The following is a 24,608-nucleotide window of genomic DNA, read 5'->3' on the forward strand; positions in this document are numbered from 1 at the left end:
CCGGTCCACGCCGTACCGCCCGGTGTCAGTCGCCGCAGCCGCGCGGCCCGTCAGCGGTGAGGTCGGCCAGCGAGCAGACCTTCACCAGCGGGTAGTACGGACCCATGATGGTCGCGGCGGTCTCCGCCGGGCTGTCCACCGGCACGTTCGCGGTGGAGTGCGGGAAACCGGCGACGGGCAGCAGGTTCCGCAGCAGGACCAGGTGCGGGGTGGTCGGGTACGACACGGAGAACGGCAGGAAGGTGACGTCCCGGACTGTCTCGATGGTCGACCGTTGCTGCTCGGTGCCGAGCACGTAGGTGTAGTAACCGTGGTGGTCGAGTCGGGTGTCGTCGTCGTAGCGGCATCCGTAGCTGGTGGGCGCGTCGGCGAACCGGTTGATCACCACAGGCTTGTACTGGCCGCCCAGGTTGGTGCACATCGACCAGTACCGGACGTCGGTGTGCCGGCGGGGCCAGACCCCGGGGTGGGTGCCGGAGACCGGGCGGGGCGCCCGACCCCGGATCACCACGACCTGGTCCGCGCCGGGCGCGGTGAGCCAGGTGCCGAGGTACGCGTTGTCCGGGTTCGGGGCGAGGTTGTCCACCTCCGAGGTACGGACGAAAAGCTTCTCCCCGCTTGGTCCGGGAGGTCCGGGAGGTCCGGGAGGTCCGGGAGGTCCGGGAGGTCCGGGAGGTCCGGGAGGTCCGGGAGGTCCGGGAGGTCCGGGAGGTCCGGGAGGTCCGGGAGGTCCGGGAGGTCCGGGAGGTCCGGGAGGTCCGGGAGGTCCGGGGGGCCCGGGAGGTCCGGGGGGCCCGGGAGGTCCGGGGGGCCCGGGAGGCCCGGGGGGCCCGGGAGGTCCGGGAGGTCCGGGAGGTCCGGGAGGCCCGGCGTGCGGGGGACGGCCCGGCCCGCCGGAGGCGACGGAGTCGGACGACCGCTTTGCCGTGGACGTGGTCGCGGCCGGCGATGGCGGGACCGCCGCCGTGGGAGGGCACAGGGGCAGCGTGGTCGACACGCCGTCCTGGGTGAGGGTCACGGTCGGCAGGGCCACCGTCGCGTCGCCCCCGGTGGGCAGGTAGACGCGGAAGATCACCGATGCCTTCGCGCCGGCCGGCGCGTCGGACCGGGCCAGCGGGAGCCGGTTGACCTCCCCCGGCGACACCTCCGGGGTGATCCTGATGGTGAACCGACCACCCGGGGCGGCAGCCGTCTGCCAGGGGTTGGCGCTGCCCGCGTCCGGGGCGATCAGGTAATCAGGCAGGCTGGAACTGACGCCATCGCGGGTAAAGGGGGACGGCTTGTCGTCATAGACGTTGAAAGACGCGTAACGGGCGTCCGGGAAAACCCCGGAAATGGTGATCTCCAACCCCGGGGTGACCGGATAGACGGTCGACCAGTAAGTGGCCGCGCTGTCCGGCCAGTAGGCGTTCAAGCCCGTCACGCCGTACTTCGAGGCCCACGAGCAGGTTGGCATGGCGACGTCCGCGGCTGCGGCCGGTTGCGCGCCAACCGGGGCGACCGCCAGGGAAGATGTCAACGCGAGCAGCCCGAACACGGCCAGGATCGGGCGGCGCGTAGACGGCGCGGCCCTTTTCGGAACGGCTGGTTTCATGCGTCGACTTGACCATACGTAGATGTCGGCCAAGTAACGTCTGAGGTCAGCGGCGAATGGTTTCGGCCGTCGGGTTTCCGGCTCGTTACCGATGGAACTTCCACACCCTGCCCTGCGGATCGCGCATCATGATCTGTTGTCACGACACGCACATAAAATAGCGACAAGGCCATGATCGACACGAAAGGGGCGGGTAGGTCGTCGGTCGCCGGCCGGGCGCACCACCCGCCGGTCGCCGGCCGGAGGTTCGGACCGTCGCACGCCGTATCCTGCACCGCGAGCAGACCACGGCCCCTGACGTCCGGGCCGGACGCCCGTCCGGCGCCGACGCCCGAATGGAACGGATCCCGTTGATGGTCGACGTCACCGTCCGCCCGATGACCCCGCAGGACGCCGACGCGGTCCTGGCCGTCTACCAGGCCGGTCTGGACGACGGCGACGCCAGCTTCGAGACGACCGCGCCCACCTGGGCCGAGTTCGACGCCGGTCGCCGGCCCGACCACCGCTTCGTCGCCGTGGACCCCGGTGGCCGGGTGCTCGGCTGGGTCGCCGTGTCGCCGACCTCGAACCGCGCCGTCTACGCCGGCGTGGTCGAGCACTCGGTCTACGTCGCGCCGACCGCCCGGGGACGCGGCGTGGCCCGCCTGCTGCTGGAAACCCTGGTCGGGTCCACCGAGGCGGCCGGCATCTGGACCATCCAGTCCGGCGTCTTCCCCGAGAACACGGCCAGCATCGAACTGCACCGCCGCGCCGGCTTCCGGACCATCGGCGTCCGCGAGCGGATCGGCCGGCGACACGGACGCTGGCGCGACGTGCTCCTGCTCGAACGCCGCAGCCCCACCGTCACCTGACCACCCGGCGGCTGCCCGGCCACCGTCGGCGGCCAGCAGCGGGGGGGCTCAGTCGTCGGTCGGCAGGACCACGTCGGGCAGGTGCGCCAGGCCCTGGACGGCGGTGACGGCGGCGTAGCCGTCGGCCAGCAGGGCCAGGTCGGTGCCGGGCAGGCGACGGCCGCCGTTCTCCTCGACGGACGTACGGACGTAACCCTCACCGGTCTCGGCCACCGTCATCTGCACCTGGCCGAACGGGGCCAGGGTGGCCTGCCGTAGCCCGGCCACCTCTGCCGCCGGCAGGTCGGGCACGTTGAGGTTCAGCACCGTTCCCGGCGCCGCGTCCAGCAGCCAGGGCAGCAGCCGGCCGGCCAGGTCCGCTGCCGTCGCCCAGTGCCGGCTCTCGTCGTCGACCTGGTCCAGCACGGCGATCGCCGCGCCGCCGCTGCCCGCGCTCGCCGCCGTGGGCGTCAGCACGTCCAACGACACGGCCAGCGCGCGGGCGCCGTTGTTGCCGGCGGTCAGCGCCGCGCCCACCGTGCCCGAGTGCAGGATCGCGTACCCGGCGTTGGCGCCCCGGTTGATGCCGGACAGGACCAGGTCCGGCGGCGGGCCGAACACCCCCAGCCCGGCCAGCACCGCGATGTAGGCCGGTGAGGCGGCGACACCGTACGCCGGCACCCCGGGCAGCCCGGCCAGCTCCGTCCCGGTGAACACCACGCGCCCCTCGTCGGTCACCGCGGACAGCGCCGCGCTCATGCCGCTCGCCTCCTCCCGGGGCGCGGCCACCACCACGTCCGCGCCCCGGTCGTACGCGGCGCGGGCGAGCCAGCGGATGCCGGGCGCGTGCACGCCGTCGTCGTTGGTCACCAGCACCCGGGCCGGCCGGTCACCGGTCACCGTCGTCCCCCTCCGCCCCGTCGTTCTCCGCCCCGTGCCCCTCCGACTCGTCGAGCGGGACGATCCGCACCCGGTCGACGAGCTCCCGTACCGCCTCCGCGCGTCCGGTGCCCAACCCGTGCCGGGTGACGTTGAGCGCCCCGGCGGCGGCTCCGGTGCGTACCGCCTCCTCCATGTCCCCGCCCCGGGCGAGCACGGCGGCGACGCCCGCGGTCATCGAGTCGCCGGCGCCGTGGTGATCGGCCAGCTCCAGCGGGGGAGCGTGCACCAGTCGCGCCGGGCCGTCGTCGAGCAGGGCCAGCGCCGGCTCCCCGGCCCGGCTGATCAGCACCGACGTCGCGCCCTTGCGCTGCAACGCGCGTCCGGCGGCCAGCAGCGTCCCGACGCTGTCGTCGTCGGCGTACCCGTCGTCGATCAGCTCCTCGTGGCTGACCTTGAGCACGGCCACCCCGCTGTCCAGCACCGCCCTCAGGTAGTCGCCGGACAGGTCGGCCACCACGATCCCGCCGTTCGCGCTCAGGTCGGCGGCGAGCCGCCGGTAGATGTCCGGGTCCACCACGTCCGGGGAGGCCGGGCCGCTGAGCACGCTGACCGGCGCGCGCAGCCCCTCGGTCAGCGTGACGGTGTACAGGTCGTCGATGTCGTGGCGGACCATCGGCGCTCCCGGGTCCTCCGCGATCTCCGCCCGGGAGCCGTCCCGCCGGTCGTGCACGTACCAGCCGGTGGAGGCGCCGCGACGGACGACGCGCAGTGTCACGTCCTCCTCGTCGAGGAGCCTGCCCAGGGTGTCACCGACCTCGCCGCCGAGCGACACGCACAGCGTCACGGGCACCCCCAGACAGGTGATCATGCGGGTCTGCCACACGCCCTGGCCGCCGGGGTGCAGGTGCAGCTCGACCGCGTCGGCCTGCTGCTCGATCGTCACGGTCAACAGCGGCGCCGGGGCGAAGACCATCACACGCTTGTCCATGGCCACCTACTGCCCCGGCGGCCGGCCGCTGAACCGTCCCGGCCATCCCGGCGACCGGGACGTCGGGCAGCCGCCCGTGCCCGCGTTCGGCGGGGTGGGGGCGGGGTCGGCGCGGCATGGCACGATGGCCGGTGTCCCCGGTCGGCGGGTGGCCGGGGCCCGACGACTGGGAGTCGCCGATGACAGGGTTGGGCGACGCGTCGGTGCCGGGGCTGACCGCGCTGTGGACGCACGATCCGGTCACCGCCGGTCCCTACCGGCTGCTCGGCCGACTGGGCGCGGGCGGTCAGGGCGTGGTCTTCCTCGGCGCGGATGACCAGGGTCAGCGGGTCGCCGTCAAGATGATCAACATTGACCTGAGCGAGCCGCGGGCCCGTTCCCAGTTCATGAAGGAGATCGCGGCGGCCCGTCGGGTCGCCCCGTTCTGCACCGCGCAGGTCCTCTTCGCCGACGTGGACGGCGAGCGCCCCTACGTGGTCAGCGAGTTCATCGAGGGGCCCACCCTGTACCGGCACGTCCGCGAGCAGGGCCCGGTCACCGGCAACGCGCTGCACCGGCTCGCCGTCGGCACCGCCACCGCGCTGGCCGCCATCCACCGCTCCGACGTGGTGCACTGCGACCTCAAACCGGACAACGTGGTCCTCGGCCGGGACGGCCCCCGGGTGATCGACTTCGGCATCGCGCGGGCGTTGGGCAACACCGAGACGGTCACCAGCCGGGTGATGGGCACCACCGCGTACATGGCGCCGGAGCGGTTCCGCAACGACTCGGTCGGTCCGCCCTGCGACGTGTTCGCCTGGGCCGCCACCATGGCCTTCGCCGCCGGCGGTCGGCCGCCGTTCGGCAACGACTCGCTCTTCGCGGTGATGCACCGGGTGGTGAACGATCCGCCCGACCTGCCGCCGCTGCCGCCGGGGCTGGCCGAGCTGATCCAGCAGTGCCTGGCCAAGGACCCGGCGGACCGACCGGTGGCCGAGCAGGTGCTGATCCGGCTGCTCGGGCAGGACACCCGGGTCACCGCCGCGCTGCGGCCGGAGACCGTCCTGCAGGTCGGCAACGACACGGCGGGCGCGCCGACCCCGAACCACCCGCCGCCACTGCCCCCGCCTCCCGCCACCGGCCCCACCGCGACCTCCGGCGCGCAGCCCGTTCCGCCGGCCGGCGCCCGGCCCACCCCGACGGCCGGCGGGCAACCGGTTCCGGCCGTCGGCGGGTACGGTCTTCCGCTGACCGGCGGGCCGCCTGATCCGACCGGTGGTGACCACTGGGGACGGCGGTGGCGCCGGGAGGCCGCCGACGCCTGGGGGATCTCGACCGCCATCTTCCTCGGCTCGGTCGGCGCGGCGGCCGGCTACCTGGCCGCGAACGCCGCGACCGTGGCGGTGGCGACCGGCGCGGCCACCTTCGGCGTGGTCTACCTGGTGCGGTTGCTGGTCGCGGTGCTGGTGGGTGATCGGGGCGACGGTCGCTGACCGCGGGCGCCGGTCCGCCGCCGCCGGGGTGGCGCCGGGCGGATAGGTTGGCTGCCGACAGTCGACCGCCGAGGAGGACGTCCCCATGGCCCCGTCGCGCGCCCGATCATGGCTGCCGTACACCGCCGCTGTCACCGCCGGCATGCTGGTCATCGGCGGGGCGTTCGTGCTCGTCCGGGAGCGGGCCGCGGACGGCGGTCGTCCACGCGCCGACTGCGCGACCACGTTGGAGGTCACCTCCTCGACCGAGAAGGCGGCGCTGCTGGTGGAGCTCGCCGAGCGGTACGACAGCAGCGATCGGATGTTGCCCGGGGGCGGCTGCGCGCGGGTGCACGTCAGCGCGCTCAACTCGGGCAAGGCGACCGAGGCGCTGGCCGCCGGCTGGGTCGGCGTCGGGCTGCCCGAGCCGCAGGTGTGGCTGCCGACGTCGAGCCTGTGGACCGGCCAGCTCCGGCTGCTCGACCGGGCCGCCGGTCGGGCGCCGCAGACCCCGGACCGGTATCCGTCGATCGCCAACAGCCCGCTGGTCATCGCGATGCCGAAACCCAAGGGCGACCTGGTACGCCAGCGCGGCCCGATGGGCTGGGGGGAGATCCTCGGGCTCTCCGGCCGGGAGGGCTGGGCCGGGTTCGGTAGGCCGGAGTGGGGCCGGTTCACCTTCGGCAAGGACAATCCGAACCTGTCCACGTCGGGCCTGGCTGCCACCATCGCCACCTACTACGCCGCCGTGCAGCGGTCCAGCGACCTGACCCGGTCGGACCTGACCGACCCGAAGGTCACCCAGTTCGTCCGCCGGATCGAGGCCAACGTGTCGCACTACAGCGACGACTCGGTGGACCTGCTGCGGGATCTCGCCGAGGCGGACCTGGCCGGTGGGGGCGGCAGCGCCGACGACCTGAGCGCCGTGGTCCTCCAGGAGGAGCTGGTCCACCTCTACAACGAGGGGATGCTGAGCCCCCGGGAGGAGGGACGGCAGCAGGGCCGGCGGCCCACCGTCCCGCTGGTCGCCGTACACCCGAAGGAGGGCACCTTCAACCTGGACCACCCGTACGTGGTGCTGCCCTCCGCCGACGAGCGGCAACGCGTCGCGGCGGAGGACTTCCTGGCCTTCCTGACCGAGGAGCCCCAGCAGCGGGGTTTCGCGGCGCTCGGCTTCCGGGACCACGAGGGCCATGCCCCGGCGGAGCTGCTCGCCAGCGTCGGCGCCGAGCCCGCCGGCGGCCTGACCTACTTCGCGCCGCCGGACCCGGCGGTGGTGGAGGCGATGCTGGACGGCTGGAGCACGCTGCGCAAGAAGGCCAACATCCTGATCGCGTTGGACACCTCCGGCTCGATGGAGGCGGCGGTCGGCAACCGGACCCGCTTCCAGGTCGCCTCGGCGGCGGCGGCGAAGGGCCTCGCGCTGCTCAACCCGGAGGACCGGGTGGGCCTGTGGTCCTTCTCGTCGGAGACGTCGCAGCGTCCGGGCGGACCGTACCGGGAGGAGGTCCGGCTCGGCGAGTTCGACCAGAAGCAGGTCACCAGCCGCATCGCCGGCCTGCACGTCGAGGGTGGCACCGCGCTCTACGCGACCGTCCGGGCCGCGCACCGGCACCTGCTCGACCGGTACGACCCGAACCGGATCAACGCCGTCGTGGTGCTCACCGACGGCAAGAACGAGTACCGCCGGGACAACGACCTGAAGCGGCTGCTCGCCGACGTCGCCCTGGATCCGGACCGCCCGGTGAAGGTCTTCTGCATCGCCTTCGACCGGGAGTCGGATCTCGCCACCCTGGACCAGATCGCCAAGGCGTCCTCGGGTAAGGCGTTCGACGCCACCGATCCGGCGCTGATCGACGAGGCCTTCGTCAAACTGGTGAGCAGTTTCTGAGCCGACCGGGTCCGGTCGACCGCGACCGGGGCGCCGGCGCGGGCGGTCCCCGGGGTCGGGGGCCGCCCGCCCGGTCGAGCCGGGAGAGGTCAGTAGTTGTAGGTGACGTCGAGGGTGTAGCTGCGGCTGTACCGGGGCGGGTTGACGACGTACGTCGTCGACGCCGACAGGTACACCGCGTACTGGAAGGTGGTGTTCGCCGGGAAGTTGGCGAACGCCGTGGTGGAGCCGCTCCACGCCTGCGACGACCAGTTGGGCGTGACGTTGAGGCAGTTCGTGCCGTTGGTGCTCGCGCACAGGTACACGGTGTACGTGGTCAGCGACGGCGGCAGGTTGAGGAACTCCCACCGCCAGGAGACCGAGCTGATCCGCCCGGTCGACGGCGTGCCGGCCGGCGCGGTGAACGCGGTGCCGAAGTACACCCAGTTGGTCTGGTAGATGGTGGGGTAGGTGGTCTGCTGGGTGGAACCCCAGCTCGACGTGGCGGCCTGGGCGGGGGCGGCCGTGCCCAGCGTGACCGCGAGCACCACCGCGGCCACCACGGACCCCGGGAACGCCCACCGGCGTCGGCCCGGCCCGGCTCCTCTGATCTCGCGCATCTGTTCCGTTCCCCTTTCCGAAAGCCCGCAAAACTGTGGGGAAAACGAGGTTATCGATGGCGGCGAAATCAACTCAACGGCCGCCCGAACCGCTTGTCGCGCCCTCCGAAAGAATCGACACGTAATTGTACGTAACCGTGGTCGCCGATGGCGTGGGCCGGGCTGGGCGAGCGCGGACGGGACGGACAGCGGGCCGGCCGCGACGGTAGGCTGACCGTCGCGTCCACCGGGGTCGTCGGCGTCGCGCCGACCGCCCCGGCAGCTCCCGGTCCAGGCCCGGCCGGGACGGCCACCAGCCACGGGCCACCGGGAGGGCCGACGGGTGAGCACGCCACGTGTGCACGGCGACGTCGACGAGGGGTTCGGCCGGGTGGCCGACGTGTTCCGCGACAACTTCGCCACCCGTGGCGAGGTCGGCGCGTCCGTCGTCGTCTACCGGCACGGCCGCCGGGTCGTCGACCTGCACGGCGGCGTCGCCGACCCGCGCTCCGGGCGACCCTGGACGCCCGACACCCCGGCGGTCGTCTTCTCCTGCACGAAGGGGATCCTGGCGGTCTGCGCGTACCTGCTCGTGCAGCAGGGCCGGCTGGATCTCGACGCGCCGGTCGTGCGCTACTGGCCCGAGTTCGGCCGGCAGGGCAAGGCGGAGATCCCGGTGCGGTGGCTGTTCACGCACCAGTCGGGCCTGCCGGCGGTGGACCGGGCGTTGACCCTGCCGCAGGTGCTCGCCTGGACGCCGGTCGTCGAGGCGCTGGCGGAGCAGCGTCCGCTCTGGACTCCGGGCGCCGCGCACCGGTACCACCCGATGACCTACGGCTGGCTGGTCGGCGAGGTGATCCGTCGGGTCACCGGTGAGCTGCCCGGCGCGTTCGTCCAGCGGACCCTCGGCGGCCCGCTCGGTCTGCGTACCTGGCTCGGGTTGCCGGCCGGGGAACGGGACTCGGTCGCCTGGACGCTGGCCGCGCCGCCCGGCCCGCCCGGTCCGGCGGACCCGCTGGCCGACCGGTCGGCGACGATGAACGGCGCGTTCCCGTTCCCCGCCGACGACGCCGGGCTGGTCAGCTTCAACGACCCGGCCATCCAGGCGGCCGGGCTGCCCGGGGCCGGCGCGGTCAGCACCGCCGACGGCCTGGCCCGGCTCTACGCCGCCTGCGTGTCCCCGGTGGCCGGGCCCGCGCTGCTGACCACCGCCTCCGTCGACGACGCGACGGTCGTGCGGGTCGGGGGGCGGCAGTTCCAGGGCGGGCCGGACGCCGGGCACCGGTGGGGCACCGGTTTCCTGCTGCACTCGCCGCCCGGCAAGCCGATGCTCGGGCCGCGCAGCTTCGGCCACGACGGGGCCGGCGGGCACCTGGCCTTCGGCGACGACGCCCACGGCATCGGTTTCGGTTACGTGGTCAACCAGATGGGCGGGGTCGACGACGACCGGGCCGACCGGCTCACCGCCGCCCTGCGGGACTGCCTGGCCGTCGCGCGCCCGACGTCGACCGAGGAGCCGTCGCCGACCCGTTGACCTCCGACAACCGGCCCGGCGTTCGGCAGGCCCGGCGCGGCCAGCAGCGCCGCCCCGACGCTGGCCCGGTCCGTGACGTGCCGCGTCCCCGCCCGGCCTGACCCGACCGGACGGGGACGCGGGGGCCCCGGCAGGACCCGATGGTCCGGTCAGCGGGCCGCGCCGGCCCGCCGCTTGTTGTAGACGTCGAAGGCGACCGCGACCAGCAGCACCAGGCCCTTCACCACCGACTGCATCGACTGGTCGACGCCCATGAGCTGCATGCCGTTGCTCATCACCGCCATGATCAGACCGCCGACCATCGCGCCCACGACGGTGCCGACGCCCCCGGTGACGGCCGCGCCGCCGATGAACGCGGCGGCGATGGCGTCCAGCTCGAACATGTTGCCGGCGGCCGGTTGCGCCCCGTTGGACCGGGACGAGTAGATGACCCCCGCCACGGCGGCCAGGAAGCCCATGTTGACGAAGACCCAGAAGTTGACGGTGCGGACCTTCACTCCGGACAGTTGCGCCGCGGCCAGGTTGCCGCCGATCGCGTAGACCTGCCTGCCGAAGACCGTCCGCCGGGTCAGCAGGCCGTAGCCGAGCACCAGGACGGCCAGGATGATCAGGACGATCGGCAGGCCCCGGGCGTGGGCGAGCTGCCAGGCGAAGTACATGACCACGACCCCGACCAGGGCCACCCGCAGGACGAACAGCGGGAACGACTCGACGGGCTGCTGGTACCGGATCCGCGCCACCCGGGTACGGAAGCCGCTGACCGCCCAGCCGGCCACCGCGACGGCGGCGATCAGCAGGGTGAAGGCGTCGTATCCCTGCCCGCCGAGCAGCCCGTTGAGGAAGCCCGCCGCGATCTGCTGGTACTCGGTCGGGAACGGCGACAGCGAGATGTTGTCCAGCACCCGCAGCGTCAGGCCACGGAACAGCAGCATGCCGGCCAGGGTGACGATGAACGCCGGGATGCCCGCGTACGCCACCCAGAAGCCGTGCCAGGCGCCGACCGCGAGGCCCACGGCCACCGCCGCCAGGATGCCCACCCACCAGGGCAGGCCCTGCTGGATGACCAGCACGGCGGAGACCGCGCCGGTGAGCGCCACCACCGACCCCACCGACAGGTCGATGTGCCCGCCGATGATCAGGATGACCATGCCGATGGCGAGCACCAGGATGTAGGAGTACTGCAGGACGATGTTGGTGATGTTGCCGGGGCTGAGCAGGACGCCGTCGGTGAGAAACGCGAACAGCGCGACGATGACCACGAGGGCGACGAAGATGCCGCTCTGCCGCAGGTTGTTCATGATCAGCGTACGCGGGTCGCTGGTGCCGGCGTGCAGGGCGTCGCTGGGCGCGTCCGACGAGGGGCGCTCCGGGCCGGTCCTGGACTTGCTGACGGTCATCCCTTGGTTTCCCTGTCCTGTGCCATGAGCTGCATGAGCCTCTCCTGGGTGGCCTCGCCCACCGGCAGCTCGCCGGTGATCCGGCCGGCCGAGAGCGTGTAGATGCGGTCGCACATGCCGAGCAGTTCGGGTAGCTCGGAGGAGATCATGAGGACCGCCCTGCCGTCGGCCACCAGCCGGTTGACGATCGTGTAGATCTCGTACCTGGCCCCGACGTCGATGCCGCGCGTCGGCTCGTCCAGGATCAGCACGTCCGGGTCGGTGAACAGCCACTTCGACAGGACGACCTTCTGCTGGTTGCCCCCGGAGAGCTTGCCGACGACGGACATCACGCTGGGCGCCCGGATGTTCAGGTCGCGCCGGCTCTCCTCGGCGACCTTGATCTCCTCGTTGTCGTGCATCCAGCCGAACCGGGACAGTTTGCCCAGCGCGGCGGCCGACACGTTGCGGCGGATGTCCTCGATCAGGTTCAGCCCGTACCGCTTGCGGTCCTCGGTGGCGTACGCGATGCCGTTGCGGATCGCCTCCGCGACGGTGCGGGCCCGGACCTCCCGACCGTGCAGGAACAGCCGGCCGGTGATGTCGCGTCCGTAGGAGCGGCCGAAGACGCTCATCGCCAGCTCGGTCCGGCCGGCGCCCATCAGCCCGGCGATCCCGACCACCTCGCCGGCGCGGACCGTCAGGTTGACCCGGTCGACGACGGTGCGGTCCTGGACGGGATGGCGCACCGTCCAGTCCTCGATCCGCAGCACCTCCGCGCCGGGGGAGGAGACCCGGTCCGGGTAGAACGACTCCAGGTCGCGGCCCACCATGGCCCGGATGATCCGGTCCTGGGTGACCCCGCCGGCGGTGTCGAACCGCTCGACGGTGCGACCGTCCCGCAGGACGGTGATCGAATCGGCGATCGCGGTGACCTCGTTGAGCTTGTGGGAGATCAGGATGCAGGTGATGCCCTGGTCCCGCAGCCGGCGCAGCAGGCCGAGCAGGTGCGCCGAGTCGACGTCGTTGAGCGCCGCGGTCGGCTCGTCCAGGATCAGCAGCCGTACCTGCTTGGACAGCGCCTTGGCGATCTCGACGAGCTGCTGCTTGCCGACCCCGAGCTGACCGACCGGGGTGACCGGGTTCTCGGCCAGGCCGACCGAGGCCAGCAGCCTGCCGGCCTCGGCGTTGGCCCGGTTCCAGTCGATCAGGCCGCCGGGGCCGCGGCGCTCGTTGCCGAGGAAGATGTTCTCCGCGATCGACAGGTACGGCACCAGGGCCAGCTCCTGGTGGATGATGACCAGGCCGCGGGCCTCGCTGTCGCGGATGCCGCGCAACTGCACCGGCGAGCCGTCGAAGACGATCTCGCCGGTGTAGCTGCCGCTCGGGTGCACCCCGGAGAGCACCTTCATCAGGGTGGACTTGCCGGCGCCGTTCTCGCCGCAGATGGCGTGGATCTCGCCACGTCGTACCGCGAGTGAGACGTCCCGCAGGGCCACCACGCCGGGGAAGGTCTTGGTGATGCCCCGCATCTCCAGGATGGTGCCGGCCGTGGTCGTCCCGATGTCGGCGCTCACTTCTTGGCCTGACCGGCGGCGACCTCCTCGGCCGTCAGGTAACCGGAGTCGACCAGCACCTTGGTGATGTCCTCCTTGTAGACGGTCTCGATCGGCAGCAGGTACGACGGGACGACCTTCACCTTGTTGTCGTACGTCGTGGTGTCATTCGCCTCCGGCGTCTTCTCCTGGAGGAACGCCTCCGCCGCGCGGACCGCCTGCTCGGCGAGGAGCCGGGTGTCCTTGAACACCGTGGAGCCCTGCACCCCGTCGTTGATCAGCTTCACCGAGGCGACCTCGGCGTCCTGGCCGGTGACCACCGGCATCTTCTTGCTCCCCGTGCCGTATCCGGCGTTCTGCAGGGCGGTGATGATGCCCCGGGACAGGCCGTCGTACGGCGACAGCACACCCTGGACGGTCGAGCCGTCGTTGTACGCGGAGGTGAGCAGGTCCTCCATCCGCTTCTGCGCGGTCTCCTGCTGCCACCGCAGGATCGCCGCCTGCTCGATGCGGGTCTGGCCGGACTTCACCTTCAGGGTGCCGGCGTCGAGGAACGGCTTGAGGGTGTCCATCGCGCCCTTGAAGAAGTACTGCGTGTTGTTGTCGTCCAGCGACCCGGCGAACAGCTCGATGTTGAACGGCCCGGTCGCCGCGCCCTTCGCGCCGTCCTTGGTCTGCAGGCCGAGCCCGACCAGCAGGGCGGTGGCCTGGGCGACGCCGACCTTGTAGTTGTCGAAGCTGACGTAGAAGTCGACGTTGGGGGTGTTCAGGATCAACCGGTCGTACGAGATGACCGGGATCTTCGCCTCGGCCGCCGCCTGGAGCTGGCCGCTCAGCGCGGTGCCGTCGATCGCCGCGACGACCAGGACGTCCGCGCCCCGGGTGATCATCTGGTCGATCTGCTGCGCCTGGGTGGGGATGTCGTCGCCGGCGTACTGGAGGTCGACCTGGTAACCCTTGGCGGTCAGCTTCTCCTTCACCGCGTTGCCGTCGGCGATCCACCGCTCCGAGGTCTGTGTCGGCATGGACACCCCGATGGTCAGGTCACCCGGCTTCTTCTCCGCCGTGTCGCCCCCGCTGCCGGCGCCCTCGCCGCTGCAGGCCACCAGGCTCAGCGCCAACGCGACGCCGCCGAGCGCCGCCACCAGTCGTCTGCCCACCACATGCCTCCCGGACCTCGTGCCGCTGCCCGTCGCGGCCACGTCTGGATAGTGTTAGCGCTAACATAATCATCGGTCAACGGGTACCGGCAATGTGCTGGTCACGGTCGCGTAACAAACCCCCGGGACGCCCCGACAGGCCCGCGCCCGGGGCCCGTCAGCGGGCCCCGGGCGCGGAAGCGGGACGGTGGAACGACGACGAGCCGACGCCGCCCACCATCCACGACGCGACCCGACGGATCACGCCCGACCGTCACTCCGGAGTGGAGACTCCGGCGGTGACCGTCTCCGACAGCATGCCGTTCTCCCGGGTCCGGACGTAGAACCGGTAGAACGTGTTGGGCAGCAGCGGAACGACCGTGTGGCTGTACCAGCCCGTTCCCGCGCCCGGTCCGACCTGGACGGTCCGGGCCTCGGTGGTGATCACCCACCGCCCGTCCTCGAACTTGCGGGCCACCCAGTCGTAGGTGATCGAGTAACCCTCCTCGTTGGTGGAGCGGTCGACGAAGCCCACCGTGACCGCGGGCTGGCCGTTGACCTTGCCGGCCGTCAGGCTCAGGTCGGTCGGCGCGGTCGGCGTGACCGTGTAGGTCAGCACGTTCATGATCGACGAGTACGGCGCCGCCGGCTGGGTGCCGTCGGGCACGTTCACCAGCGTGAGCATCACCTGGTGGGTGCCGGCCGTCGAGGGCGCCGGCACGACGATGTCGAAGCCCACGTACCCGCCCTGCCCGGCGTGCCACTGCCCGGCCGGGAACCCGCCGACGAACGGCCCGTCGACGTTCACCCAGACGGTGACCGGCCCGCCGTTGACGTCCCGGGCCCAACCCCGGACGTGGAACTGACCGTTGGCGAAACCGTACGAGTCGACCCGGCCGGTGGGGGACTTGTCGCTGCCCTCCGGCGGCGGCGGGTCCTCCGGCGGCGGCTGGCAGATCGGCGGCGGCGGGAACGCGTCGCAGTCGGGGCGGGCGGAAGCGGGAGCGGCGGCGACCGTGACGGTGACGGCCGCGGCGGCCACCGTCGCGGCGACGGCCGCGAGAAGACGTCTCATGACCGACAGCCAACGCGGCCGATCTTGGATCCGTCTGGGAAACCGGCCGGGCAGTCCGCTACCCGACACGAACCATCCGGATCACCGTGGGCGTCTCACAGGATCAGCGGGACGACGGGCCCGCGCCGAGGGCGACGGCATCGGCATCCCGGGAGGGCGGAGGCGGGCGTGACGGTTGCGGCGACGGACGTCGACCTGTGCGTGCTCGGCCCGGTCAGCGCCCGCCGCGACCACGAGCCGGTGGCGCTCGGCGGTCGCCGGCAACGGATGGTGCTGGCGGCCCTGCTCGTCGCCCGGGGGCGGACCCTGCCGGCGGAACGCCTGCGGGAGCTGGTGTGGGGTGACCACGACCGGACCGCCAGCCGCGCCACCCTGTACGGCTACATCGCCGGCCTGCGTCGGGCGCTGGAACCGCAACGCGCCTCCCGGTCCGGGGGCCTGCTCGTCCGCGAGGGCCCCGGGTACGCGATCCGCCTGCCACCCGACCGGGTCGACGCCGACCGGTTCACCGCGCTGGTCGGCCACGGTGGCGTCCTGCTGGACCGGGGCCGCTCGGCTGAGGCGGTGTCGACCCTGGAGACCGCGCTGGCCCTGTGGCGCGGGCCGGCCTACGCCGACGTCGGCGACACCCCGTTCGCCCTGCCCGAGGTGACCCGGCTGGAGTCGCTGCGCGCCACCGCCGTCGAGCTGCGGCTCACCGCCCTGCTCGACCTGGGGCGGCACGCCGCCGTGCTCGGTGAGCTGCAGGCCCTCGTCCTCGAACATCCGCTGCGGGAACGGGCCTGGGAGCTGCTCGCCCTCGCGCTCTACCGGCTCGGTCGGCAGGGCGACGCGCTCGGTGTGCTCCACCGGGCCCGCCGCCGGCTGGCCGAGCGCCTCGGCGTCGACCCCGGGCCCGCCCTGCGCCGCCTGGAGACCGCGATCCTCAGCCACGACGAGTCGCTCGCCCCGGCCACCGGGGCCGTCGCCGCCGGGCCGGCGCGGCCCGGCGGCGGAAATCTGCCCACCCCGGTCTCGTCGTTCGTGGGGCGCGCCGCCGACCTGGCGGACGTCCGGGCCGCCGTCGCCGCGCACCGGCTGGTCACGCTCACCGGCCCGGCGGGCGTCGGCAAGACCCGGCTGGCGATCGAGCTGGCCCGGCGCCGGGCCGACGCGGACGGACCGTGGCTGGTCGAGCTGGCCGAGCTGCGGTCCCCCGGGGCGGTGGTCGGCGCGCTGGCCGCCGCGCTCGGCGCGCCGGCCGGTGACCTCGGGCAGCTCACCGCCGTACTGGCCGACCGGGCGACCCTGCTGGTCGTCGACAACGCCGAACACCTGCTGCCGGGGCTGGCGCCGGTGGTCGGCGAGCTGCTCGCCCGCTGCCCCCGGCTGCGGATCCTCACCACCAGCCGGGAAGCCCTCGACACCCCCGGCGAGCGGGTCGTGACGATCCCGCCGCTGCCCCCGGCCGACGCCGTCGCCCTGCTCACCGACCGGGCCACGGCGGCGGGCGCCCCGACCGACGACCCGGCGGTCGCCGCGCGGCTCTGCGCGGACCTCGACGGGCTCCCGCTCGCCATCGAACTGGCCGCCGCGCAGTGCCGGGCGCTGTCCCTGACCGAGGTCGCCCACCGGATGACCGGCCGGTTCGCGCTGCTCGCCGCCGGCCCGCACGGCCCGCCACGGCACCGGTCCCTGGCGGACGCGATCGGCTGGAGCTGCCGCCGGCTGACCGGGCGGCAACGACGCCTGCTCAACCGGCTCAGCGTCCTCGACGGCGCCTTCGACCTGGACGCGGCGCGACGGGTCGGGGCGGAGCACCCGGGCGACGAGGGCGTCGTCGTGGATCTCGTCGCGCTGGTCCGCAAGTCGCTGGTCACCGTGGACACCACCTGCGCCCCACGCCGCTTCGCCCTGCTGAGCTGCGTGCGCGCGTACGCCGCCGACCAGCTCGACGCCCCGGCCACGGGGGAACGCGTCCGGACCGGACGCCTCCGGTCCGGACGCGGCCGAGCCGGGAGCGGCCGAACCGGCGCGGTGACGCCGTACGTGCGGCGGGTCGCGGTCAGCCGGGTCGTCGCACGGTGACCGGCGGGCCGAACACCACCGGGACGCCGGGGGAGTACAGCACGCTCACCGGTGGCCCGGTCGGCGTCGGCAGGCCGGCGGCGGCGACCAGTTCGTCGTCCAGGCGCAGCAACTCGGCGCGGCGCAGCGGCCAGCGGGGATGCCAGTTCGACAGGCGCAGCGTGCGGCCGTACGCGCTGGTGTGCAGCGCCCAGCGGGCGGTGAGGAAGTGCTCCAGCGGGGTCGGCTCGTCGACCGGCTCGCCCACCCGGACGGTCATCCGGCTGGTCGCGCCGGTCGGGCCGGGCCAGCGCCTGCGGCAGCGGTAGGTGCGCAGGTCGCCGTCCCGCTCCATCCGCATCGCCGACCACAGGTACGGCAGCCCGAGCGTCACCCGGGCGACCAGCACCGGCAACAGCCGGGAGGCGTCGAGCGAGCGGAACACCACGGCCCGCCGGCCGGTGTCGTCGACGGAGTAGAGCCGGACGTTGGTCTCCCAGAAGCTGCCGAGGTACGGCACCGCCGGCCCCCGGCCGAGCCCCACCCCGACCATCCGGAAGGCGATCAGGCCGACGTGACTGGTCCCGTCGACGGTGTCCGGTCGGGTCCCGGCGGGCAGCAGGGGCGCGACCTGCGCCGGTGGCACCGCCCAGTGGAGGAAGGTCAGATCCCGCCAGGACTGCCGCAGGATCGCCGGGGAGAGATCTGCCGCGGGCGCGGGTTCCACCGCCTCGATGTCCATCCATCCATAGTGGCCTGCCCGGCCCGGACGCCGGTCACCGGCCCGCGACTGTTCCCCCGCGGGGGCGGTTGGGCTGCTCCGTCGCGCGGCGGGCTACGGCTGGCCGGCCAGCGCGGGCTACGGCTGGCCGGCCAGCGCGCCGACGAACAGGAGCCCGAAGTACGACGCCCCGCAGCAGAGCGTGATCCCGTTGATCCCGATCGCGAGGAGCGCGCAGGTCCGGTCGGCGCTGCCCGGAGCGGGCCGACGGCTCAGGGCGACGATGCCCAGCACCAGGCTGACCGGCCCGCACACGAGGGTGAGCAGCAACGCGAGCACCCCGAGCGACATGCCCGACGACGGCCCTGGCGGGCCCGGCGGCGGGTAGCCGCGCCGTGGACCGTACGGCGGCGGGAACGGGTACGCCTGCGGCGGCGGGTACGGCGGCCGACGCGGATACGACGGGTCGTGCGGGTACGGCGGGGAAGACGGCGGATCGGGGAGGAACTCGGTCACCACCGGCCCCGACGGTGGCGCGTCGGGCCGCCAGCCCGGCCGGGGCGGGTCGGCCGCGCCGCCGACCACGTCCGGATCGTCCCAGAGCGAGGCGGGCGGCTCGTCCCACCCGGAGGTCGGCGCGTCGTCCCAGGGCGAGGCGGGTGGGGCGGTGACCGGCTCGTCCGACCCGGCGTCCCGCCGGCGGTCGTACTCGCGACGGGTCTCCGGGTCGCTCAGCACGTCCCGGGCGACGTTGAGCAGGGTGGCCGCGTGCAGGTCGCCGGTGGCCGCGTCGGGGTGCACGGTTCGCACCTTCCGCCGGTAGGCGGCGAGGATCTGCTCCGGCCCGGCCGTCCGGGGCACCCCGAGGACCTCGTACGGATCCCGACCGCCCAGGTCACGCAGGGACGGGCTCACCGGTTCGCGGCCTCGGCGCGGGTCAGGGTGGTGGCCCGCCAGCAGGTGGCCTCCCACGAGCGGGCGCCCGCGCCGTCCCGGTAGCCGTGGCCCACGCCCGAGCAGAAGGTCAGCGACCGTTCGTCGGTCAGGTAGCACCACAGCCGTACGACCGCGCCGCCGAGGCCGGCCGGGTTGCCGGCGTAGCTGACGTACCAGTCGCCGCGCAGCGGTCGCGGTCCGGTGAGGAACGGATCCTGGAGCAGCTGCTGCGCCCGGGCCGGCAGGAGGCCCAGGACGGCGGTGAACTCCGGCCCCAACCCGAGGTCGGCCGTCCCGCCACCGCCGGGCCCGGAACCGCCGGGCCCGGAACCGCCGGGCCCGGAACCGCCGGGCCCGGAACCGCCGGGCCAGGAGCCGATGGGTCCGGAGCCGACGGGCGTCGAGCCGCCGACGGGGGTGGAGCTGCCGAAGGGCGGACCGCCCGGCGTGGCGCCGGTGGCCTGACCACCCGGAGTGGGGCTGGCCCCGCGCACCACCACGGACCGGAAGGACTGCTCCGCCAGGTGCACGGTGACCAGCTCGTACGCGGGTTGACCGGCGGCGTTCACCGTGGGCGTCACCGCGACGAGGGCACGGGTGCCGAACACCACGGCGCCGACCCGCCCGCCGAGGTCGGTGGCCCACCAGTCGAGCACCCGTCCGACGCGTTGGTCGACGCGGCCCCGTACGCCGGGGCTGAGCCGCTGCCAGCAGTCCTCCCGGCTGGCCACCGACTCGGTCCAGTCCACCGCGCCGGGGCGGTGCACCGGCGCGGTGGAGGTGGCGCGGGTGGCCGGCGCTCCCGGTTGCCGGGGCGCGGGCCTGCCGGACCGGAAGGGCTGCAACGACTGGTCGCCGGTCATCTGTCCTCGATCGGTGTGCGCCTGGGGTGACCCGCCGAAACGGCGGCAGGCTGGGTTCCACAGTAGAAAACCCGGCCCGCCGCTGTCGATTCGCCCTCCGTACCGTTGCGTAACGCCGGCCCGCCTCCCCCGAAGGGAGACGGGCCGGCGCGGGTCAGGACGTGGCGCAGGCGGCTCCGTTGAGGGTGAACGAGGACGGCCGTCCGGCGTTGCCGGTGTGGGTGGCCTGGAAGCCGATCTCCACCGAGCCGTTCGGGGCGATCGTCCCGTTGTAGGAGACGTTGCGGGCCGTGACGGCGCCGCTGGCCGGGGCGTACGTGGCGTTCCACCCGCCGGTGATCGTCTGGCCGCCGGGCAGCGTGAACGCGAGGCTCCAGCCGTCGACCGCCGTACCGCCGAGGTTGGTGATCCGTACGGCGGCGGTGAGGCCGGCGTCCCAACTGTTGACCGTGTACGTGACCCGGCACGTCCCGGCGACCGGCGGCGGCGTGCTCGGCGGCGGCGTGCTCGGCGGGGGAGTGCTCGGCGGCGGTGTGGTGGGTGGCGGTGTGGTGGGTGGCGGTGTGGTGGGCGGCGGCGTGCCGCCGATGCTGCCCGGCACCGACCGCAGCGCCTCGTGCCAGACGGCGGCCATCTTGCGGTAGCCGCCGGCGTTCGGGTGGATGCCGTCGGCCAGGTCGGCGAGCGTCAGCGCCCGGTACATGTCCACCAGGTGCACCCGCCGGCCGGCGTCGGCCTTGCTCCGCACGATCCCCGGGATCGCGGAGTTGTACGTCCGGACCTGGTTGTCCGCGTTGGCGCGCGGCACGATGGTGGCGACGAAGACGTCCGCGTTCGGCGCGGTGGTGGTGATCTTGTCGATCAGGGTCGACAGTCGGGACGCCGCGCCCGACCAGTCGCCGAACATGTCGTTGGTGCCGATGTGCAGCAGCACGGTGCGGGGGTTCGTGGCCCGCAGCCAGTTCACCACGTTGGCGTCGATCTGGGCGATGGTCCAGCCCGAGTGGCCCTCGTGGTCGTGGTCGCCGAGGCTGCTCGGCCCGTTGAACATCGAGCCGACGAAGTCGACCTTGTAACCGCCGGCGACCAGGTGCTGCCACAGGTCGATCCGGTAACCGCCGGGGACGTTGAAGCCGTCGGTGATCGAGTCGCCGAGCGGCATCACCCGGACGCCGCCGTTGGACTCGGCGTTGGCCGGGCCCGTCGCGACGGCCGCGGCGGCGACGGCGACGGCCAGGGCGAGCGCCGCGACCGCGCCGAGACGGAGCCTGCCGGCCAGGCCGCCGCGCCGGAGCCGGGCCGACGGCCGGGCGGCCGGGCGCTCGACCGGACGCGACCGGGCCGGCGGACCGCCGGGCTCGTCGGGTTGGCTGAAGGGACTGCTCATGGGGAACTCCTGAGGGCCGGGACGACCGGCGGCGACCAGGATGGGGAAAGGGTCGTCGGCCGGCGCATCCAGAGGGATGATCGGAACGACCCTGCCGCACGTCACCGGAGACCCGGCGCCGCGCGCCGGCGGCGGTGCGGCCGGTCGGCACGTGCCCTTCGCGCCGACCGGACCCGACGATATCGGCCCGTCCCCCACCCCGGCAACCATCGGCGTACGCCCATGGCCGCCGGGACGTGGCCGGCAGCCCCGGCTCAGCCGGCCGGAACCCCGCCCACCGGCACGACGGGACCGCCGCCACGCGCCGCGACCAGCAGGGCCACCAGGTCGTCCAGCGTGTCCAGACCCCGACCCGGCGTCTGGAGGTCCACCTCGACGCCGTACTCCAGCTCGACGGCGTCGACCAGACGCAACAGGCCCAGCGAGTCCAGGCCCAGCGCGACCAGCGAGCCGCCGGCCAGCAGGTCGGCCACCGCCACGTCCCCGCCGGTGGCCTCGCTGACCAGCTCGGCGACCCGTTCCCGCAGCTCCACGACAGTCATCGCGACTCCTCTCCGGCCTCTCGGATGAACGCGGCGATCTCCGCGATGGTGGGGGTGTCGAAGAACGCGTCCAACGGCACCTCGACCCCGATCCGCTGGGCGATCCGCCCGCTGATCCGGGTGATCGTCAAGGAGTGTCCGCCCAGGTCGAACAGGTCCTCGTGCGGGCCGATGTCCGGGATCCGCAACACGTCCTGCCAGATCTCCCGCAGCGTCTCGACCAGTGGGTCGCCCTCGGTCGACGACGCCTCCCCGCCGGCCGCCGGACGCGCCGCGGGGGCCGGCAACGCGGCCCGGTCGATCTTCCCGTTCGGGCTGACCGGCAACCGGTCCAGCACCATCCAGTCGGCCGGCAGCATCACCGCCGGCAGCCGGGCCGCCAGATGCCCGCGCAGGTCGGCCGGCTCCGGCACGTCGGCCCCCGGCCGGACCACCAGGTACGCCACCAGCCGGGGGTCGTCCCCGTCGCCGGGATCGTGCCGTACCACGGTCGCCCCGGCCACCGCCGGGTGCTCCAGCAGACCGGCGGTGATCTCGCCCAGCTCGATCCGGTGCCCCCGGATCTTCACCTGGTCGTCGGCCCGACCGAGGAAGTCGATCCGGCCGTCCGGCAACCACCGGCACCGGTCCCCGGTGCGGTAGAGGCGCTCCCCGGGCCCGGCCGCCGCGTCCGGGCCGGCATCGGTCCCGCCCGGGCCGGCATCGGTCCCGCCCGGGGCGGCATCGGCCCCGCCCGGGGCGGTGACGAACCGCTCGGCGGTCAGGTCGTCCCGGCCCAGGTAGCCGGCCGCCAGCCCGGCCCCGGCCAGGCACAGCTCGCCGGGCAGCCCGACCGGCACCGGCCGCAGCGCGTCGTCGAGCAGGTACGCGCGGACGTTGGGCAGCGGACGGCCGATGGTCACCTCGTCCGGGTCGGCCGCGACGTCCGCCATGGTGGCGTAGATCGTCGCCTCGGTCGGCCCGTACCCGTTGACCAGTCGACGCACCCGGGCCCGCAGCTCGGCCGCCAGCGGCACCGGCAGCGCCTCGCCACCGGCGACCGCCACCAGCGGCTCCGTCCCGTCGACGCCGAGGCCCGCCTCCAGCAGCACCCGCCAACCGGACGGGGTGGCCTGCGCGTGCGTCACCCCGTGCGCGCGGACCAGCCGCAGCACGCCGGCCCCGTCCAGCGCGCTCACCGCGGCGGCGACCACCACCCGGCCGCCGGTGACCAGCGGCAGGAACACCTCCACCCCGGAGATGTCGAACGACAGCGAGGTCAGGTGCAGCCAACGGTCGGTCGGTCGGCTGTCCAGGGTGTCCCGGACGGCGAGCAGCAGGTTCGCCAGCGCGTCGTGCCGGACCGCGACGCCCTTGGGTCGGCCGGTCGAGCCGGAGGTGTACAGCACGTACGCCAGGTCGTCCGGCCCCGGCGACCCGGCCGTCCCGGCGGCCTCGTCCGTCCCGTCGACCGGGACCTGTCCGTCGCCTCCGGCCGGTCCGTCGAGTACGGCCGGTCCGTCCGGGTCGAGCAGGTGGGCCGGGTCGTCGAGGACCAGCGTCGGGCGGGCCGGATCCAGCCCGGCCGCAGTGCCGGCGGCGGTCACCACCAGCGCCGGAGCGGCGTCGGCGAGGATCAGCTCCTGCCGGGCCACCGGATGCCCGGGATCGACCGGCAGGTACGCCGCCCGGCAGCGCAGCACCGCCAACAGCGTCACCACCGCCGCCCAGGACCGGTCCAGCGCCACCCCGACCAGGTCACCCGGGCGCACGCCCCGCTCCCGCAGCCGCCCGGCCAGCCGGACGGTGGCCGCGTCGAGCTGCGCGTAGGTGAGCGTCAGGTCCCCGTCCACCACGGCCACCGCGTCCGGGGTGGCCCGGGTCCGCTCGGCGACCAGCGCCGACACGGTGACCCCTTCCGGGTACGCCCGGGTGGTGTCGTTCCAGGCGCGCAGCACCAGCTCCCGCTCCTCGGCGGGCAGCAGCGGCAGCTCGGCCACCGGCCGCGTCGGGTCGGCCACCACGGCGGCCAGCAGGGTCCGCAGGTGCCCGCCGACCCGGGCCACCGCGTCGGCGTCCCAGGCCGTCGGGCTGTGCTGGAGGCTGACGGTCAGCCCGGTCGGGGCGTCCACCATCTGCACGTGCAGCGCGTTGCGCGCCGCGCCGCCGAACAGCGCCCACTCGACCCGGCTGGCCACCCCCTCGAAGACCGGCTCGGCGTCCCGCCGCCGGTAGCCCACCGACACCGGGGTCAGCGCGGGGGCCGGACGGAGGCCGCCGACCGCGTGCGCCAGCGGCACCGCGCGGAACCGGTACCGCTCCCGCAGTTGCGCGCGGACCGCGCGGACGTACCCGGCGACGTCGCCGGTGGCCGGGGCGACGTGGGTGGGCAGCTCGTTGACGAACAACCCGACCTGGTCGGCCTGCGCCGGCGTACGGGTGGACAGCCCGACGCCGACCGGCGCGCCCGGGTTGCCGTACCGGGCCAGCAGCGCGTGCACCACGGCGAGCAGCAGCTCGAAGCGGGTCACGCCGAGCGCGGCGGCCGTCCGGCCGACCCCGTCGACCAGCTCGCCGGGCAGCTCCACGTCGACCGTCGCGCCCGGCTCCGCGGCGGCCGGCGCCCGCCGTAGGCCGGGCAGCGTCACGTCACCCGGGCCGGTCCAGTGCCGCGCCCAGTACGCCCGGGCCGCCGGCAGCGCCCCGCCGACCAGGTCCTGCTCGGCGGTGGCGTGCCCGGCGTACCCGTCCGCCGGCGGCGGCAGGTCGACGGGCCGTCCGGCCCGCGCGGCGGCGTAGCCGGCGGCCAGGTCCCGGACCAGCACGTCCTTGCTCATCCCGTCGAAGACCAGGTGGTGCGCGCAGACCAGCAGCAGATGCGTCCCGTCGGCGGCGGTGAGCAGGGTGAACCGGGCCAGCGGGCCGACCGTCGGGTCGTGCCGGCGGCGGATCTCCTCGGCGACCCGCCCGTCGGTCAGCTCCCCGGACGTCACCACCGGCCGGCTCTCGGCGGGCGCCAGCCGGGGCGTGCCGTCGTCGTCGACGACGACCCGGGTGGCCAGGACGGGATGCCGGGCGGTCACCGCCGCGCACGCCTCGAGCAGCGCCCGGCGGTCCAGCTCCGCGCCGAACCGGATGCCCAGCGCCATGTGGTACGCCGTGCCGGCCACCCCGGCCTGCTCGGTGAACCAGACGGCGTGCTGCGCGTATGTCGTCTCGGCGGCGCCCACGTGCTCTCCC

The 24,608-nt window shown here is 74.1% G+C and carries 19 protein-coding genes; 5 read left to right on the forward strand and 14 right to left on the reverse strand.

Translation table 11 applies throughout. The features are described from left to right. Positions 1-25: 25 nt before the first annotated feature. Positions 26-586 (reverse strand): hypothetical protein, encoded by a 561-nt coding sequence (locus tag O7606_RS03900; protein ID WP_281597623.1) that lies wholly within the window; start codon positions 584-586, stop codon positions 26-28. A 1,361-nt stretch (positions 587-1,947) separates the two neighbouring features. Between O7606_RS03900 and O7606_RS03905 the strand changes: the two genes are divergently transcribed. Then, positions 1,948-2,445 carry a GNAT family N-acetyltransferase gene (locus tag O7606_RS03905; RefSeq protein WP_281597624.1) on the forward strand — a complete coding sequence of 166 codons (498 nt, stop codon included), beginning with the start codon at positions 1,948-1,950 and terminating at the stop codon, positions 2,443-2,445. A 48-nt stretch (positions 2,446-2,493) separates the two neighbouring features. On the opposite strand, the gene O7606_RS03910 is transcribed toward O7606_RS03905, so the two are convergent. After that, on the reverse strand, positions 2,494-3,324 hold the full coding sequence (locus tag O7606_RS03910; RefSeq protein ID WP_281597625.1) for a 5'/3'-nucleotidase SurE: 831 nt from the start codon (positions 3,322-3,324) through the stop codon (positions 2,494-2,496). After that, positions 3,314-4,294, reverse strand: a complete 981-nt coding sequence (locus tag O7606_RS03915; protein ID WP_281597626.1) for a PfkB family carbohydrate kinase — start codon at positions 4,292-4,294, stop codon at positions 3,314-3,316. The genes O7606_RS03910 and O7606_RS03915 overlap by 11 nt, the downstream gene beginning before the upstream one ends. Before the next feature lie 179 nt (positions 4,295-4,473). Between O7606_RS03915 and O7606_RS03920 the strand changes: the two genes are divergently transcribed. Further along, positions 4,474-5,766, forward strand: coding sequence for a serine/threonine-protein kinase (locus O7606_RS03920; protein ID WP_281597627.1), 1,293 nt, complete (start codon positions 4,474-4,476; stop codon positions 5,764-5,766). Between the two features lie 85 nt (positions 5,767-5,851). Next, complete coding sequence (locus O7606_RS03925) at positions 5,852-7,636, forward strand: extracellular solute-binding protein (RefSeq protein WP_281597628.1); 1,785 nt, start codon at positions 5,852-5,854, stop codon at positions 7,634-7,636. Positions 7,637-7,725: 89 nt separating this feature from the next. On the opposite strand, the gene O7606_RS03930 is transcribed toward O7606_RS03925, so the two are convergent. Further along, entirely contained in the window at positions 7,726-8,235 is a 510-nt protein-coding gene (locus O7606_RS03930; protein ID WP_281597629.1) for a flagellar protein FlhE, read from the reverse strand. Positions 8,236-8,557: 322 nt separating this feature from the next. Between O7606_RS03930 and O7606_RS03935 the strand changes: the two genes are divergently transcribed. After that, positions 8,558-9,748, forward strand: coding sequence for a serine hydrolase domain-containing protein (locus O7606_RS03935; RefSeq protein ID WP_281597630.1), 1,191 nt, complete (start codon positions 8,558-8,560; stop codon positions 9,746-9,748). Between the two features lie 149 nt (positions 9,749-9,897). Here O7606_RS03935 and mmsB read toward each other — a convergent pair whose 3' ends face one another. The 4 genes from mmsB to O7606_RS03955 form a co-directional block, all read right to left on the reverse strand. Further along, positions 9,898-11,145, reverse strand: a complete 1,248-nt coding sequence (gene mmsB, locus O7606_RS03940) for a multiple monosaccharide ABC transporter permease (RefSeq protein ID WP_281597631.1) — start codon at positions 11,143-11,145, stop codon at positions 9,898-9,900. Further along, on the reverse strand, positions 11,142-12,656 hold the full coding sequence (gene mmsA / locus O7606_RS03945) for a multiple monosaccharide ABC transporter ATP-binding protein (RefSeq protein WP_281599481.1): 1,515 nt from the start codon (positions 12,654-12,656) through the stop codon (positions 11,142-11,144). The genes mmsB and mmsA overlap by 4 nt, the downstream gene beginning before the upstream one ends. Positions 12,657-12,697: 41 nt before the next feature. After that, positions 12,698-13,840 (reverse strand): multiple monosaccharide ABC transporter substrate-binding protein, encoded by a 1,143-nt coding sequence (chvE, locus tag O7606_RS03950; RefSeq protein ID WP_281597632.1) that lies wholly within the window; start codon positions 13,838-13,840, stop codon positions 12,698-12,700. A gap of 253 nt (positions 13,841-14,093) precedes the next feature. Next, entirely contained in the window at positions 14,094-14,894 is an 801-nt protein-coding gene (locus O7606_RS03955; protein WP_281597633.1) for a hypothetical protein, read from the reverse strand. Between the two features lie 168 nt (positions 14,895-15,062). Between O7606_RS03955 and O7606_RS03960 the strand changes: the two genes are divergently transcribed. Beyond that, a complete protein-coding gene (locus tag O7606_RS03960) occupies positions 15,063-16,961 on the forward strand; it encodes a BTAD domain-containing putative transcriptional regulator (protein ID WP_281597634.1) in 1,899 nt (632 codons plus the stop codon). Here O7606_RS03960 and O7606_RS03965 read toward each other — a convergent pair. From O7606_RS03965 to O7606_RS03990, 6 genes are all read right to left on the reverse strand, one after another. After that, positions 16,939-17,682: a DUF2071 domain-containing protein gene (locus tag O7606_RS03965; protein ID WP_281597635.1), complete on the reverse strand. Its 744-nt coding sequence runs from the start codon at positions 17,680-17,682 to the stop codon at positions 16,939-16,941. The two genes, O7606_RS03960 and O7606_RS03965, sit on opposite strands and share 23 nt — an antisense overlap. A gap of 117 nt (positions 17,683-17,799) precedes the next feature. After that, entirely contained in the window at positions 17,800-18,576 is a 777-nt protein-coding gene (locus tag O7606_RS03970; protein ID WP_281597636.1) for a J domain-containing protein, read from the reverse strand. After that, entirely contained in the window at positions 18,573-19,460 is an 888-nt protein-coding gene (locus tag O7606_RS03975; protein WP_281597637.1) for a hypothetical protein, read from the reverse strand. Before O7606_RS03975 ends, O7606_RS03970 begins: the two co-directional genes overlap by 4 nt. A gap of 154 nt (positions 19,461-19,614) precedes the next feature. Further along, positions 19,615-20,847 (reverse strand): cellulose binding domain-containing protein, encoded by a 1,233-nt coding sequence (locus O7606_RS03980; RefSeq protein WP_281597638.1) that lies wholly within the window; start codon positions 20,845-20,847, stop codon positions 19,615-19,617. A 254-nt stretch (positions 20,848-21,101) separates the two neighbouring features. Further along, a complete protein-coding gene (locus tag O7606_RS03985; RefSeq protein WP_281597639.1) occupies positions 21,102-21,389 on the reverse strand; it encodes an acyl carrier protein in 288 nt (95 codons plus the stop codon). Then, a complete protein-coding gene (locus O7606_RS03990; protein ID WP_281597640.1) occupies positions 21,386-24,598 on the reverse strand; it encodes an amino acid adenylation domain-containing protein in 3,213 nt (1,070 codons plus the stop codon). Before O7606_RS03990 ends, O7606_RS03985 begins: the two co-directional genes overlap by 4 nt. Between the last annotated feature and the right edge of the window lie 10 nt (positions 24,599-24,608).

This window comes from Micromonospora sp. WMMD882, assembly GCF_027497255.1.
In the GTDB taxonomy this organism is placed as follows: Bacteria; Actinomycetota; Actinomycetes; order Mycobacteriales; family Micromonosporaceae; genus Micromonospora.